13 protein-coding genes and 1 other RNA gene are annotated in these 15,003 nt (G+C 65.5%); all 14 read right to left on the bottom strand.

Going from position 1 to position 15,003, the window contains the following annotated elements; genetic code table 11:
• A complete protein-coding gene (locus AC0ZJQ_RS04500) occupies positions 1-945 on the bottom strand; it encodes a D-alanine--D-alanine ligase (protein WP_009867943.1) in 945 nt (314 codons plus the stop codon).
• Positions 942-2,402: a UDP-N-acetylmuramate--L-alanine ligase gene (murC, locus tag AC0ZJQ_RS04495; RefSeq protein ID WP_083862496.1), complete on the bottom strand. Its 1,461-nt coding sequence runs from the start codon at positions 2,400-2,402 to the stop codon at positions 942-944. Before murC ends, AC0ZJQ_RS04500 begins: the two co-directional genes overlap by 4 nt.
• On the bottom strand, positions 2,395-3,444 hold the full coding sequence (gene murG / locus AC0ZJQ_RS04490; protein ID WP_155551693.1) for an undecaprenyldiphospho-muramoylpentapeptide beta-N-acetylglucosaminyltransferase: 1,050 nt from the start codon (positions 3,442-3,444) through the stop codon (positions 2,395-2,397). Before murG ends, murC begins: the two co-directional genes overlap by 8 nt.
• A 10-nt stretch (positions 3,445-3,454) precedes the next feature.
• On the bottom strand, positions 3,455-4,681 hold the full coding sequence (ftsW, locus tag AC0ZJQ_RS04485) for a putative lipid II flippase FtsW (RefSeq protein WP_009867948.1): 1,227 nt from the start codon (positions 4,679-4,681) through the stop codon (positions 3,455-3,457).
• Positions 4,681-6,024, bottom strand: a complete 1,344-nt coding sequence (gene murD / locus AC0ZJQ_RS04480; protein WP_167136086.1) for a UDP-N-acetylmuramoyl-L-alanine--D-glutamate ligase — start codon at positions 6,022-6,024, stop codon at positions 4,681-4,683. The genes ftsW and murD overlap by 1 nt, the downstream gene beginning before the upstream one ends.
• A gap of 6 nt (positions 6,025-6,030) precedes the next feature.
• On the bottom strand, positions 6,031-7,113 hold the full coding sequence (gene mraY, locus AC0ZJQ_RS04475; RefSeq protein WP_165593965.1) for a phospho-N-acetylmuramoyl-pentapeptide-transferase: 1,083 nt from the start codon (positions 7,111-7,113) through the stop codon (positions 6,031-6,033).
• Complete coding sequence (locus AC0ZJQ_RS04470; protein ID WP_165593966.1) at positions 7,113-8,486, bottom strand: UDP-N-acetylmuramoyl-tripeptide--D-alanyl-D-alanine ligase; 1,374 nt, start codon at positions 8,484-8,486, stop codon at positions 7,113-7,115. Before AC0ZJQ_RS04470 ends, mraY begins: the two co-directional genes overlap by 1 nt.
• Positions 8,479-9,942: a UDP-N-acetylmuramoyl-L-alanyl-D-glutamate--2,6-diaminopimelate ligase gene (locus tag AC0ZJQ_RS04465; protein WP_167136084.1), complete on the bottom strand. Its 1,464-nt coding sequence runs from the start codon at positions 9,940-9,942 to the stop codon at positions 8,479-8,481. The genes AC0ZJQ_RS04470 and AC0ZJQ_RS04465 overlap by 8 nt, the downstream gene beginning before the upstream one ends.
• Positions 9,942-11,669, bottom strand: a complete 1,728-nt coding sequence (locus AC0ZJQ_RS04460; RefSeq protein WP_165593968.1) for a peptidoglycan D,D-transpeptidase FtsI family protein — start codon at positions 11,667-11,669, stop codon at positions 9,942-9,944. The genes AC0ZJQ_RS04465 and AC0ZJQ_RS04460 overlap by 1 nt, the downstream gene beginning before the upstream one ends.
• Positions 11,666-11,956 (bottom strand): cell division protein FtsL, encoded by a 291-nt coding sequence (gene ftsL, locus AC0ZJQ_RS04455; RefSeq protein ID WP_009867959.1) that lies wholly within the window; start codon positions 11,954-11,956, stop codon positions 11,666-11,668. The genes AC0ZJQ_RS04460 and ftsL overlap by 4 nt, the downstream gene beginning before the upstream one ends.
• Positions 11,953-12,900 carry a 16S rRNA (cytosine(1402)-N(4))-methyltransferase RsmH gene (gene rsmH / locus AC0ZJQ_RS04450; protein WP_476477370.1) on the bottom strand — a complete coding sequence of 316 codons (948 nt, stop codon included), beginning with the start codon at positions 12,898-12,900 and terminating at the stop codon, positions 11,953-11,955. The genes ftsL and rsmH overlap by 4 nt, the downstream gene beginning before the upstream one ends.
• Positions 12,897-13,352 (bottom strand): division/cell wall cluster transcriptional repressor MraZ, encoded by a 456-nt coding sequence (gene mraZ, locus AC0ZJQ_RS04445; RefSeq protein ID WP_009867961.1) that lies wholly within the window; start codon positions 13,350-13,352, stop codon positions 12,897-12,899. Before mraZ ends, rsmH begins: the two co-directional genes overlap by 4 nt.
• Positions 13,353-13,646: 294 nt before the next feature.
• An RNA gene (gene rnpB, locus AC0ZJQ_RS04440) (RNase P RNA component class A) lies at positions 13,647-14,006 on the bottom strand.
• 84 nt (positions 14,007-14,090) lie between these two features.
• On the bottom strand, positions 14,091-14,957 hold the full coding sequence (rsmI, locus tag AC0ZJQ_RS04435; RefSeq protein WP_476477369.1) for a 16S rRNA (cytidine(1402)-2'-O)-methyltransferase: 867 nt from the start codon (positions 14,955-14,957) through the stop codon (positions 14,091-14,093).
• Positions 14,958-15,003: the final 46 nt, after the last annotated feature.

Here is a 15,003-nt window from a genome sequence, read left to right as displayed (position 1 = left end):
TCAGTTCTCCGCTCCGACGCTGTCGTCGAGAATGCTCAGCACCAGTTGCTGGAAATCCAGCCCCGCCGCACGCGCCGCCATCGGCACCAGGCTGTGGTCGGTCATCCCTGGTACGGTGTTCACTTCCAGCAACCAGAAGTCGCCGTTGGCGTCCTGCATCACGTCGACCCGCGCCCAGCCGCGTACGCCGACCGCTTCGCAGGCGCGTGCCGACAGCTCCTTGAGCTGCTGCTCACGCACCGGATCGAGCCCGCAGGGAATGCGGTACTGGGTGTCGGAGGCCAGGTATTTGGCGTCGTAGTCGTAGAAACTATGCGGCGTGCCCAGGCCGATCGGCGGCAATACTTCGCCGCGCAGCACCGCAATGGTGAATTCCGGGCCCTGGATCCACTGCTCGACCAGCACCTGCGAATCGAAGCGACTGGCCTCGCGCCAAGCGGCCACCAGCGCCTCGACGTCGTCCACCTTGGCCATGCCGATGCTCGAGCCTTCATGGGCCGGCTTGACCATCAGCGGGAACCCCAGCTCGACGGCCGCGGCGTGGCAGTCCTCGACGCTGGCCAGCGCGGCGTGACGCGGAGTAGGCAGGCCGAGGCTCTGCCAGACCTGCTTGGTGCGCAGCTTGTCCATCGCCAGCGCCGAGGCCAGGATGCCGCTGCCCGTGTAGGGGATGCCGGCGCACTCCAGCAGACCCTGCATGCTGCCGTCCTCGCCGCCACGTCCGTGCAGAACGATGAACGCACGGTCGATACGCTCGCGGTCAAGACGCTGCAGCAGATCGTCGCCGACATCGATACCGAAGGCATCCACGCCGGCCGCCTGCAGTGCCTGCAGCACCGCCGCACCGGATTTCAGCGATACTTCGCGCTCGGCGCTTTTGCCGCCGAACAGCACGGCGACCCGGCCAAACGCCTGCGGGTCACGGGTCGAATGCAGGGCGCTCATGGTTGTTTCCTCGCGGTGCCTTCGGCATCGCCAAACAGGGGACTCTTGATCAGTTGCGGGGCTACGCCGCCGATATCGCCGGCACCCTGGCAGAGCAGAATGTCGCCGGCGCGCAGCAGCGGCTTGATGATCGATGCCAGGTCGGCGCCTCGCTCGACATAGATCGGATCGAGCTGGCCGCGCTGACGGATGCTGTGGCAGAGCTGACGGCTGTCCGCCCCCGGAATCGGCTCTTCGCCGGCCGGGTAGACCTCCATCAGCAGCAGCACATTGGCGTCGGCCAGTACCTGCACGAAATCGTCGTAGAGGTCGCGGGTGCGGCTGAAACGGTGTGGCTGATAGACCATCACCAGCCGGCGCTCCGGCCAGCCGCCACGCACGGCCTTGATCACCGCCGCGACTTCACGCGGATGGTGGCCGTAGTCGTCCACCAGCATCACGCTGCCGCCTTCGACCGGCAGCTGACCATAGACTTGGAAGCGCCGGCCGACGCCCGCGAATTGCGACAGGCCCTGGATAATGGCCTCGTCATCGATGCCTTCGTCGGTGGCGATGGCGATGGTCGCCAGCGCGTTGAGCACGTTATGGGTGCCGGGCATGTTCACCGACACGTCCAGCGGTTCGCAGCCGGCGCGCAGCACGGTGAAATGGGTGCGCATGCCTTCCTGGCGGATGTTGATGGCGCGCACGTCGGCATCTTCGCTGATGCCATAGGTGGTGGTCGGCCGGCCGATCTGCGGCAGGATCTCGCGCACCACCGGGTCGTCCACGCAGAGCACGGCCAGCCCGTAGAACGGCAGGTTGTGCAGGAACTCGATGAAGGTCTTCTTCAGCTTGCCGAAATCGCCGCCGTAGGTGCTCATGTGATCGGCGTCGATATTGGTGACCACCGCCACCATCGGCTGCAGGTGCAGGAAGCTGGCGTCGCTTTCGTCCGCCTCGGCGATCAGATAGCGGCTGCCGCCGAGCTGGGCGTTGGTACCGGCGGCGGTCAGCCGGCCACCGATGACGAAGGTCGGATCCAGGCCGCCCGCTGCGAACACCGAAGCCAGCAGGCTGGTGGTGGTGGTCTTGCCATGAGTGCCGGCGACCGCGATGCCGTGGCGGTAGCGCATCAGCTCGGCGAGCATTTCCGCGCGCGGCACCACCGGAATGCGCTGTTCCAGCGCCAGAGCGACCTCGGGATTGCTGGCATTGATCGCGCTGGATACCACCAGCACGTCGGCGCCGGCGACGTTACCGGCCTGGTGGCCGATGAAGATATGCGCGCCGAAACTCTGCAGCCGCTCGGTGCTGGCCGATTCCTTCAGGTCCGAACCGGAAACTTCGTAGCCGAGGTTCAGCAGCACCTCGGCGATGCCGCACATGCCCACGCCGCCGATGCCGACGAAATGGATGCGGCGGATGCGCCGCATGCGCCGGACTTCAGCCTTTACCGCAGCCGGGGACTTAGCCATTGGCCACCTCCAGGCAGATATCGACGACGCGCCGCGTCGCATCGGGTCGCGCCAGCCGGCGAGCGGTGGCGCCCATGACCTTGAGTTTTTCCGGGTGCATCAGTACCTCTTCAAGCTGCTCGGCGAGGGCGGCAGCATCGGTCTTGGCTTGCGGCAGAAGGACGGCCGCGCCCTCCTTCGCCAGATATTCGGCATTGCGCGTCTGGTGGTCATCGATAGCATGCGGCAGCGGCACCAAAAACGACGGCAGGCCCGCGGCGGCCAGTTCGCAGACGGTCAGCGCGCCAGCGCGGCAGATCACCAGATCGGCCCAGGCATAGGCGCGCGCCATATCCTTGATGAACGGCGCCACTTCGGCGGCGACGCCGGCTTCGGCGTAACGCTCGGTAGTGATGTCGGCGTGCTGCTTGCCGGCCTGGTGGAACACCTCTGGGCGCAGCTCGCCCGGAACACGCGCCAGCGCAGCAGGCAGCAGCTTGTTGAGCGGCTCGGCGCCCAGACTGCCGCCGAGGACCAGCAGGCGCGGACGGCGATTGACCAGGGCATCGCGCGGCGTCTCAAGAAACAGCTCCTCGCGCACCGGATTACCGGTGGTGCGACGCTTGTCGCTGGCCTTGAACGTATCCGGGAACGCCTCGCAGACACGGCGCGACAGCGGGACCAGGCTGCGATTGGCAGTGCCGGCGACGGCGTTCTGCTCGTGGATGATCAGCGGTACGCCGGCGAGCCAGGCCGCCAGTCCGCCCGGCCCCGTGACATAGCCACCCAGGCCGAGCACGCAGACCGGCTTCAGTTCGCGGATGATCCGCCGCGCCTGCAGCAGCGAGCGCACCAGCTGCAGCGGCGCCTTGAGCAGGGCCATGAGGTTCTTGCCGCGCAGTCCGCTGACCTGAATCAGATGCAGTGGCAGACCGGCGGCCGGCACCAGCTCGTTCTCGATACCACGCGGCGTACCCAGCCAATGCACGGCATAGCCGCGCGCCTGGAATTCGCGGGCGCAGGCCAGCGCCGGGAATACGTGGCCACCGGTGCCACCGGCCATGATCAGCACGTTAGCGGCCACGGGCGACCTCCTTGGCGGCTGGCGCCTCCTCGAAATCGGCTTCGCTGAACTCGACATCCTCGCTGCCGAGTACCGTGCGGCTTTCCCATTCGATACGCAGCAATAACGCCATGCTCGCGCAGGTCACTACCAGCGAGCTGCCGCCATAACTGAGAAACGGCAGCGTGAGTCCCTTGGTCGGCAGCAGGCCAACGTTCACCCCGACATTGATGAGGAATTGCCCCAGCCAGAGGAATGCCATGCCCCAGGCGACGTAGGCGGCGAAGAACTGACGCGCCTTCTCGGCCTGCAGGCCAATGTACAGCGCGCGCACGCCGACGAAGGCAAACAGCAGGATGGTCAGCAACGCGCCGACCATGCCCAGCTCCTCGGCCAGCACGGAGAACACGAAGTCGGTGTGCGCCTCGGGCAGGTAGAACTGCTTCTGCACGCTGTTGCCCAGCCCGACGCCGAACCATTCGCCGCGGCCGAAGGCGATCAGCGCCTGGGTCAGCTGGTAGCCGGCGCCGTACTGGTCGGCCCACGGATCGGTGAAGGTAATCAGGCGCTGCAGGCGATATTCCTGCGTCTGCACCAGCACGAACACCGCACCGACCGCCGCCGCAACCAGCAGGCTGAAGCGGATCAGGCCGACGCCACCGAGGAACAGCATGGCCACCGCCGAGCCCATCATCACCACGGTGGCGCCGAAGTCCGGCTCCATCAGCAGCAGGAAGGCCATCGGCAGCAGTACCAGGAACGGCTTGGCGAAGCCCCAGAAGCTCTCGCGTACCTCTTCCTGGCGACGCACCAGATAGCCGGCGAGATAGATCACCACGAACACCTTGGCCAGCTCGGACGGCTGTACGTTGAACGCACCGAACCCGATCCAGCGCATCGAACCGTTCACTTCGCGGCCGATACCTGGGATCAGTACAAGGATCAGCAGACCAAAGGCCGCCAGCAGCAGCATCCAGTCCAGCCGCTGCCAGGTCGAAACCGGCACTAGTAGCATCAGGCCGGCGGCGCCCAGGCCGAGCGCGACGTACACCATGTGGCGGGTCATGTGATACAGCGCGTTGCCCGAATTCACCGCCGCCACTTCCGACGAAGCCGAGGTGATCATCACCAGCCCAAGGCCGAGCAGCGCCAGACAACCGGCCAGCATCGGGAAGTCCAGATCCAGGCCGCGAGGGCCGAACAGCGGTGAAGGCGCACCACGCAGGAAGGCAAACATCAGACGAGCGCCTCCACCGCAGCGGCGAACAGGCGACCGCGCTCCTCGAAGTTCTTGAACATGTCCAGGCTGGCGCAAGCTGGCGACAGCAGCACCGCATCACCAGCCGTGGCGCAGGCCGCCGCCTGTTGCACGGCCTCTTCCAGCGTGCGCACGCGCAGCAGCGGCGCGGCGCCGTCCAGCGCGGCGGCCAGCACGTCGGCATCACGTCCGAGCAGAACGACCGCACGACAGTAGCGCGCGACCGGTGCGTGCAGGGCGGAAAAATCCGCACCCTTGCCATCGCCACCGGCAATCAGCACCAGCTTGCCGGGGATGTCCGCACCCAGCCCGTCGATAGCCGCCAGTGCAGCGCCGACATTGGTGGCCTTGGAGTCATCGTAGAACGCCACGCCGCCGCGCTCGCCGACCCACTGGCAGCGATGCGCGAGACCGGCGAACGAACGCAGCGTCTGCAGCATTGCGTCGAACGGCAGGCCAACCGCATGCCCCAGCGCCAGCGCCGCCAGCGCATTGGCCTGGTTGTGTGCGCCGCGAATCTTCAGCTCGGTGACCGGCATCAGCGTCTCGAACTGGAACGCCAGATACTTCTCGCCACCCTCCTCGAGCAGGCCGAAGCCCTTGAAATCCGGTTTGCCGAGGCCGAACGACCAGACCGGCACATCCTCGCCGATCAGCGGGCGGCTCAGGCGGTCGTCACGGTTGATCACCACCTGCCGGGCACCGCGAAAAATGCGGTGTTTGGCCTGATGGTAGGCCGGCAGCCCGCTGTAGCGATCCATATGGTCTTCGCTGACGTTCAGGCAGGTGGCAACCTCGGCGTTCAGCTGGTCGGTAGTTTCCAGCTGGAAGCTCGAAAGCTCGAGCACGTACAGCTCGACCCCATCATCCAGCAGATCGAGCGCCGGCGTGCCCAGGTTGCCGCCCACGGCGACCTTGCGGCCAGCCGCGGCTGCCATCTCGCCGACCAGCGTGGTCACGGTGCTCTTGGCGTTGGAGCCGGTGATGGCAACGATCGGTGCTTTCGCTTCCCTGGCAAACAGGTCGATATCGCCGGAGAGCTTCACGCCGCGCGCGGCAGCCGCCTGCAGCGCCGGGGTGGCGATCGCCAGGCCGGGGCTGACCAGCAGTTCGCTGGCGCGACAGAGGAATTCGACGTCCAGCTCGCCGCAGCGCACTTCCACGCCGGGGTACTGCGCCTTGAGCGTGGCCAGCTCCGGCGGATTCGCGCGCGTGTCGGCGACCGCGAACGGCAGACCACGGCGCGCCAGATGGCGAACCACGGACATGCCGCTCTTGCCGAGGCCGACAACGATGCGGAACTGGTCGGAAGCGATCAGCACTCTCTATTACCTCAGTTTCAATGTGGCCAGGCCGACGAGCACCAGGATCACCGTGATGATCCAGAAGCGCACGATCACTCGGGGTTCGGGCCAGCCCTTGAGTTCGAAATGGTGGTGGATCGGAGCCATGCGGAACACGCGCTTGCCGGTCAGCTTGAAGCTGGCGACCTGGATCATCACCGACAGGGTTTCCATCACGAACACGCCGCCCATGATGAACAGCACTACTTCCTGGCGAACGATGACGGCGATGGTGCCCAGCGCGGCGCCCAGCGCCAGTGCGCCGACGTCGCCCATGAAGACCTGGGCCGGATAGGTGTTGAACCAGAGGAAGCCCAGGCCGGCACCGGTCAGCGCACCGCAAAACACGATCAGCTCACCAGCCCCCGGCACATAGGGGATCAGCAGGTACTCGGCGAAATTCATGTTTCCCGACAGATAGCAGAAGATGCCCAGACCGCCACCGACCATGACCGTCGGCATGATCGCCAGGCCATCGAGGCCGTCGGTGAGGTTCACCGCGTTGCTCGAGCCGACGATCACAAAGTAGGTCAGCACGATGAAGCCGATGCCCAGCGGAATCTCGATGTTCTTCAACAGCGGCAGGATCAGCGTGGTTTCCACCGGCGTCTGCGCGGTCATATAGAGGAAGACCGCGGCGCCGAGGCCGAACACCGACTGCCAGAAATACTTCCAGCGGCTCGGCAGGCCACGCGAGTTCTTCTCGATCACCTTGCGGTAGTCGTCGACCCAGCCGATGGCGCCGAACAGCAGCGTCACCGCCAGCACAACCCAGACGTAGCGATTGGACAGATCGGCCCAGAGCAGCGTGCTGATGGTGATGGCGCTGAGAATCAGCGCGCCGCCCATCGTCGGCGTGCCGGACTTCGACAGGTGCGACTGCGGGCCGTCGGTCCGCACCGCCTGGCCGATCTGGCGCAGCTGCAGGGTGCGGATCAGCCAGGGGCCCATCCACAGCGACAGCACCAGTGCGGTGAGCACACCAAGAATCCCGCGCAGGGTCAGGTACTGGAAGACCGCGAAGCCCTTGTGGAACTGTTGCAGGTACTCGGCGAGCAGCAGCAGCATCAGTGTTTCTCCATGACGACATCGCTCAGGGCGGCGACAACCTTGTCCATCGCCGCGCTGCGCGAGCCCTTGACCAGAATGGTGGTGTTGCCCTGCTCGCTACGCAGCGTCTCGATCAGGCTCGCCTGATCGGCGAAATGCCGGGCTCCGGCGCCGAATGCAGCTACTGCACGCGCCATCAGCGGACCGACTGCATAGAGCACATCGACCTTGCCGCGCGCATAGGCGCCCACGTCGCGGTGCGCCTGTTCGGCCCATTCGCCCAGCTCGCCCATGTCGCCAAGGACGAGAACGGTACGCCCGGCGAATCCGCTGAGGACGTCGATCGCCGCGCAGATGGAAGCCGGGTTGGCGTTGTAGCTGTCGTCGATCAGGCGCGCGCCGTTGCCGAGCATCTGTGCGACGCCGCGCCCTTTGACCGGCTGCAGGTTCTGCAAGCCTTCGACGATGGCCTGCGGTGCGACACCCAGCGCATGCGCCGCAGCGGCGGCAGCCAGGGCATTGGCGACGCTATGCCGACCGAGCAGGTTGAGCTGAACCCGGACGGCTGCGCGCGGGCCGGTGAGGACGAAATTGGCGCAACCGCGCACATCGAAGGCGATCGATCCGGCATGAAAATCGGCCAGCGGGCTCTGCAGCCCAAAGCTGACGATGCGCTTGCCGGCAGCGCGTGCGGCCCAGCGCGGATATGCCTTGTCGTCACGATTGAGTACCGCGATGCCGTCAGCCGCCAGGCCGTCGAGGATTTCGCCCTTGGCTTCGACGATCTTGTCGGGGCCGCCAAATTCGCCGACGTGAGCAGTGCCGGCGTTGGTGATCAGGCTTACCTGCGGACGAACCAGACCGACGGTATAGGCGATCTCGCCCAGGCGGGACGCGCCCAGCTCGATGACCGCCGCGCGATGCCGAGGGCCGAGCTCAAGAAGCGTCAATGGCGCACCGAGATCGTTGTTGAGATTGCCACGGGTCGCCAGCACGGCATCTTCGCCGAAGGCGGCGCGTAGAATGCTGGCAAGCATTTCCTTGACGCTGGTCTTGCCGCTGGAGCCGGTAATCGCGGCCACCGGACCATCGAAGCCGTCGCGGCTCAGCGCGCCGAGCCGTCCAAGCGCCAGACGGGTATCTGCCACTACCAGCTGCGGCAGCGACACGTCCGCTATCTCGCGCTCGACCAGTGCCGCGACTGCGCCTTTGACCGCCACCTCGGCGAGATAGGCATGGCCGTCGAAACGCGCACCGCTGAGGGCAACGAACAGCTGCCCCGGCTCGATGGCGCGGCTGTCGGTGCTAACCGCAGCAAAGACAGCATCGGCACCGACCAGCCGGCCCGAGAGCGGAAGAGTCAGCGCGCTCAGGCGCATGGCGTCACGCATCATGCTTCTCCCAGGCGGCCAGGGCCTTGCGAGCTTCATCCAGGTCGGAGAACGGCTGACGCACGCCGCAGATTTCCTGATAGTCCTCGTGCCCCTTGCCGGCCAGCAGCACCACATCCTCCGGCTGCGCGGCGGCAATCGCCGCGGCGATCGCAGCGCCACGTCCCGGGCGGAACTGGACCCGCTCCGGCTGGGCGAAGCCCTGACGAATGTCTTCCAGAATTTGCTCGGCCGGCTCGTTGCGCGGATTGTCGTCGGTCGCCACCACCCGATCGGCCAGCCGTTCGGCGACCTGCGCCATCAGCGCACGCTTACCGCGGTCGCGCTCGCCACCGCAGCCGAACAGGCAAACCAGTTGTCCGCGTGCATGCGGACGCAGGGCGGTAAGCACCTTTTCCAGCGCATCGGGCGTATGGGCGTAATCGACCACCACCAGCGGCAGGTCGCCGCCGCCCAGGCGCTGCATGCGACCGGCCGGGCCGTGCAGCTCCGGCAGCACGGCGAGAATTTCATCCAGCGGCCAGTCCATGCCCAACAGCGCGCCGACGGCTGCCAGCACGTTGCTGACGTTGAAGCGCCCCAGCAGCGGACTGCGCAGCGAGCGCTCGCCCTGCGGCGTGATCAGTCGCGCATGAATGCCGTCGTCGTCCAGCTGCGGCTCGGGGCAGTACAGATCCGCCGAGGCGTCCTCCAGGCTGTAGGTGATCAGGCGCGACTCTTGCGGCTGCGCAGCCAGGCGACGGCCGAAGGCGTCGTCCAGATTGATCACGCGGCAGCGCAGCCCCGGGATATCGAACAGGCGCGCCTTGGCCGCCGCATAGGCTTCCATGCTGCCGTGGTAATCCAGATGGTCGCGCGACAGATTGGTGAATACCGCCACGTCGAACGCCAGCGCGGCCACGCGGCCCTGCTCCAGCCCGTGCGAGGAGACTTCCATCGCCACCGCGCGCGCTTCGTGCTGCTTCAGGCTGGCCAGCGTCGCCTGCACGCCGATGGCGTCCGGCGTGGTGTGGTAGCCCTGCTCGAGCTCGCCATGAAAGCCGTTGCCCAGCGTACCGATGATGCCGCAGCGCTCGCCGAGACGATCCAGCGCCTGCGCGACCAGTTGGCTGACACTGGTTTTACCGTTGGTGCCGGTCACTCCGAGCAGATGCAGGCTGCGGCTCGGCTCGCCATAGAAGCGGCCGGCGATTGCCGACAGCTGGCTGGCGAGCTGGCGAACCGGCACCAGCACCGCATCGCCGGCCGGCTGCAGCGTAGCGCCTTCGGCTTCATAGGCAACGGCCGCCGCGCCACGTGCAATGGCGTCGGCGATATGGCTGCGACCGTCGTGCTGCAGACCGGGAACGGCGAGGAACAGGTCGCCCGGCAGCACCTTGCGGCTATCGAGGGTCAGCTCGCGGATCAGCACGGAACTGTCGGCCTGGGGCAGCAGTTGATTCAATGGCATCGGCATCAGCCACGCCCTCCCTTGCTCATGGTCGCCTCGGCGGTCTGGACCGGCGCCGGCGGCGGCAGATTGTCCGGAGCCACGTTCATCAGGCGCAGCGCCCGCGCCATCACCTTGCCGAACACCGGCGCGGCTACCAGGCCACCGTAGTACTGCCCCTTGCTCGGCTCGTCGACCACCACCACGGCGGCGATGCGCGGGTTGGACAGCGGCGCGACGCCGGCGAAGAACGAGCGGTAGGCGTCCTTGGTGTAGCCACCGGTGCCGGAGATCTTCTTCGCGGTGCCACTCTTGCCGCCGACGTGGTAACCCGGCACCTGCGCGCGCGCGCCGCCGCCGCCTTCTTCCTCGACGACGGCCTGCAGCATCTTCAACACGGTGCTGGAAATTTGCTTGTCGATGACCTGTACGCCTTCCTGCGTCCGGTCCAGGCGCAGCAGCGACAGCGGCACGTTGACGCCTTCGTTGCCGAGCACGGCGTAGGCATGCGCGAGCTGCACCGCGGTTACGGAAAGGCCATAGCCGTAGGCCAGCGAGGCGGTTTCGGCATCGCGCCACTTGCGATGATTGGGCAGGTTGCCAACGCGCTCGCCAGGAAAGCCCAGGCCGGTGTCCTGGCCGAAACCGGCCTGCTGCATCACCGTGTAGACCGGTTCGGCACCGATATCCAGGGCGATCTTGCTGATGCCGACGTTGCTCGACTTCATCAGAATGCCGGTCAGCGTGAGCATGCCGCCACGCGAGACGTCGCGAATGGTGTAGCGACCGATGCGCATCCAGCCCGGCAGGGTGTTGACCACCGAATCGGGCTGGTATTTGCCGGTTCCCAGCGCGGCCGCGATGCTGAACGGCTTGACGGTCGAGCCGGGCTCGAACACGTCGATCATCGCGCGGTTACGCATTGCCGCCGGCTGCAGATTGCGACGGTTGTTGGGGTTGTAGGTCGGTTGGTTGGCCATCGCGAGGATTTCGCCGGTCTGGACGTCGACCATCACCAGGCTGGCGGCCTTTGCGCCGTATTCCTGCACGACATTGCGCAGCTCACTGTGAGCCAGATATTGCAGACGCAGATCGATCGACAGGGCCATCGCCTTGCCCGGCTTGGCGTTCTGGACGACCTGCACATCCTTGATCAGACGCCCGCGACGGTCCTTGAGCACCTGCCGCTTGCCCGGCACGCCCGCCAGCCACTCGTCGTAGGCCAGCTCCATGCCCTCGCGGCCGCGATCGTCGATGTCGGTGAAACCCACCAGATGTGCGGCCACTTCGCCGGCCGGATAGAAGCGGCGGAACTCTTCCTGCGCATAAACGCCGGGAATTTTCAGGTCGAGCACGGCCTGGCCCTGCTCAGGCGTCAGGCCGCGTACCAGGTAGGTGAATTCGCGCGTCGCCAGCTGCTGCAGGCGCTCGCTCAAGGCGGTGGGATCCTGCCGCAGCGCGGCGGCCAGTTCCGGCCAGCGCGCGCGCGCAGCCTGGAGCTCCTTGGGATTGCCCCACAGGGTCGTGACGGGGGTACTGACGGCCAAAGGCTCGCCATTGCGGTCGGTGATCAGCCCACGATGCGCCGGAATAGGAATATGCCGCACGCTGCGCGCGTCACCCTGGCCCTGCAGGAACGCCTGGTCCATCACCTGCAGATCGACGATACGCCAAGCGATCACGCCGACCAGCAGCGCGAGCAGGGCCAGGACGATACGAAACCGCCAGGGATACAGCGCGCCGTCGAGTTTCATGGCGCCACCAGCTGCACGTCCGCCGCCGCGGGGATGTGCATCTTCAATTGCTCGGTAGCCAGCGCCTCGATACGGCTGTGAGCGGTCCAGGTGCTCTGCTCCAAAATCAGTCGCCCCCACTCGGCCTGCGCTTTATCGCGCACGCTCAGCTGGGCGTACATCTCGTTGAGCAGCTGGCGATTCCAGTGCGCGCTGTAAGCAACCGCAATAGCAGACAGCAGCACGCAGACGAACAGAACCAGCATGAGCAAGCTGCCACGCGGCATGGCGGAAAGCCGGCGGCTCATCGCGCTTTCTCCGCGACGCGCATGACGGCGCTGCGCGAACGGGGATTCGCACGGACTTCGGCTTCGGAGGCAAACTGTGCCTTGCCGATCAGTTTCAAGCGCGGTTCGAAAGGTTTCGGCATGACCGGCAGGCCTCGCGGCAACTGGTCCGCCTCGCCCTTGGCGTGACGCCGCATGAACTGCTTGACGATGCGATCTTCCAGCGAATGGAAGCTGATCACCACCAGCCGGCCACCGACCTCGAGCGCTTCGAGGGCAGCATCCAGCCCCGCCTCAAGGTCACCCAGCTCGTTGTTGATATAGATGCGCAGCCCTTGAAACGCACGGGTCGCCGGATTCTTGCCTTTCTCCCAGGCGGGATTGGCGTCAGTCAGGACCTTGGCCAGATCAGCCGTGCGCTCGAACGGCTTTTCCGCGCGCCGCTGCACCACGGCACGCGCCATGCGCTTGGCGAAGCGCTCTTCGCCGTAATCCTTGAAAACCCGGGCGATATCGTCTTCGTTTGCCTGGGCGATCCACTCGGCCGCGCTGACGCCTCGCGACGGGTCCATGCGCATGTCCAGCGGGCCGTCATTGAGGAAACTGAAGCCGCGCGCCGGATCGTCCAGCTGCGGTGAGGAAACCCCCAAATCCAGCAGGATACCGCTCAGCGTACCGGTCCAGCCGCGCTGCACCACTTCGTCACCGAGCTCTGCAAAGCTTCGCTGCACAACGACAAAGCGGCCGTCTTCGGCCGCCAGTGCTTGCCCCGTAGCGATCGCTAGCGGGTCCTTGTCGAACCCCAGCAACCGCCCCTGCGGGCCAAGCTGTTCGAGCAGCAGCCGGCTGTGCCCACCGCGCCCGAAGGTACCGTCCAGATAGCGACCGTCCGGCCGCACGGCCAGCGCCGCGACGGCTTCGTCGAGCAACACGGTGATATGTCGCAGCTCGCTGATCTGGCTCACAGGATTAGGTCACGTAGTTCTTCCGGCAGACCGCCGGGTTGCTTGATGGCCGCCAGATCCGCGTCGGAAATCGCGTTCCAGTCGTCCTCGTTCCACAGTTGAAACTTGTTCAGCTGCCCAACCAGCATCGCGTGCTTATCGAGCCGGGCGTACTCGCGCAGGCGCGGCGGCACCAGCACGCGGCCGCTGCCATCCATTTCCACGTCCACAGCGTTACCGATGAGCAGACGTTGCAGCCGACGGGTTTCTTCGCGCAGCGAGGGCAGCTCACGCAGCTTCGCCTCGATCAACTCCCATTCGGGCAACGGATAGATGCACAGGCAGCGGTCAACCGCGTCGATCGTGACGATCAACTGGCCTTCGCCACGCGAATTCAGCTCGTCACGATACCGACTGGGCATAACTAGCCGGCCTTTGGCGTCGAGACTGATGGCGTTGGCTCCGCGAAACACGGCTGCGCTTCCCCTGAATTAGCTATCCATGCCCATATAAACCCACTTCGTGCCACTTCCTACCACTTGGGCGCACTATAGAAATGCCCGCCCCCCACCGTCAAGGCGAGCCCGACGGGAAAAACCCTTATGGCGCGGTTATTTAGCGTCGCTAAGCGAGACAGGCGGAATAAAAGGACGGATTCTGAATAGCAAAAGGGATACGACAGAACGAATTACCCGACAAAGTTAAAGTACTTTGTTAAGAGCAATAATCTTTCGGAATAATTGGGGAGTTGTTGGAGCGCAGGAAAATCGGAGAGTCGATCTGTAAGCCGGGTTCTGTCGAGGACAGCCATTCCTCTACGACAGCCATCGCTGACTGCCTCTAGCAACCTACCCGGATCCAGCGCGGGCCACGCCAATGGATCCCTATTTGGTCTTGCTCCAAGTGGGGTTTACCTAGCCACGGACTGTTGCCAGCCGTGCGGTGCGCTCTTACCGCACCTTTTCACCCTTACCGGCGCCGAAGCGCTTAGGCGGTTATTTTCTGTGGCACTTTCCGTAGGCTCGCGCCTCCCAGGCGTTACCTGGCACTTCGCCCTATGGAGCCCGGACTTTCCTCCCTCCCCTTTTGCCGGAACAAAAAGAGACAGCGACTGTCCGATCGACTCTCCGGCCGCCAGAGTACCGTCGCGCGCAGAGCGCTGCAAGGCAGACCGATGCGCAGCGGTCGCGCAATCCAGTGCCGCGACCACCTCAAGCCTTGCGCTCAAGTGCGAGCTGGTAGAGCAGATTCTTGCGTACGCCAGTGATCTCGGCGGCTATCGCCGCAGCCCGCTTGAGCGGAAGCTCCCCCAATAGCAAGTCGAGCACACGTAGCACCTCGGCACTGATGGCCTGGTGGTCCTCCGGCGCTTGCCAACCGGCTACCAGCAGCACGCATTCGCCACGCTGCTGGTTGCTATCGCTCGCGATCCAGGTGCGCAACTGCCCGAGCGGCAGCCCCTTTAGCGTCTCGAACGTCTTGGTCAGCTCACGACAGAGAACGGCGGACCGATCGGCGCCAAAGATCGCCTCGAGATCCTCCACACATTCCAAAATCCGATGCGGCGCCTCATAGAAGATCAGCGTGCGCGGTTCCTCCCTCAACAACTCCAGCCGCGCTCTGCGACCGGCAGCCTTGGCCGGCAGAAATCCTTCGAAAATGAAGCGATCTGAGGGAAGCCCGGCCGCCGACAGCGCCGCAATCAACGCACACGCCCCCGGCACCGGCACCACGCGAATACCAGCCGCACGTGCTTGCCGCACTAGGTGATAGCCAGGGTCCGAGATCAGCGGCGTACCGGCATCCGAAATCAGCGCGATATCGTCGCCCGCCTGCAAACGCTCAAGAAAACGTCCGCCCTCGTCGCGCTCGTTATGCTCATGGCACGCCGCCAAGGGCGTGGCGATCCCGAAATAGGACATCAGACGCGCCGAGTGGCGAGTATCCTCGGCGGCGATCAGCGCGACCTCGCGCAACACTCGCAGCGCCCGCGCACTGATGTCTTCCAGGTTGCCGATGGGCGTAGCGACCACATAGAGCGTACCCGCACCGGAATTCGCAGCGACGGTGGCAGTCACAGGGCTTACCTCATCACAAAAGCAAGCATTGTAGCCCTATTGCCTG

The sequence above is a fragment of the Stutzerimonas sp. 21-1 genome (assembly GCF_056336065.1).
This window is presented reverse-complemented; position numbering and strand designations above follow the sequence as displayed.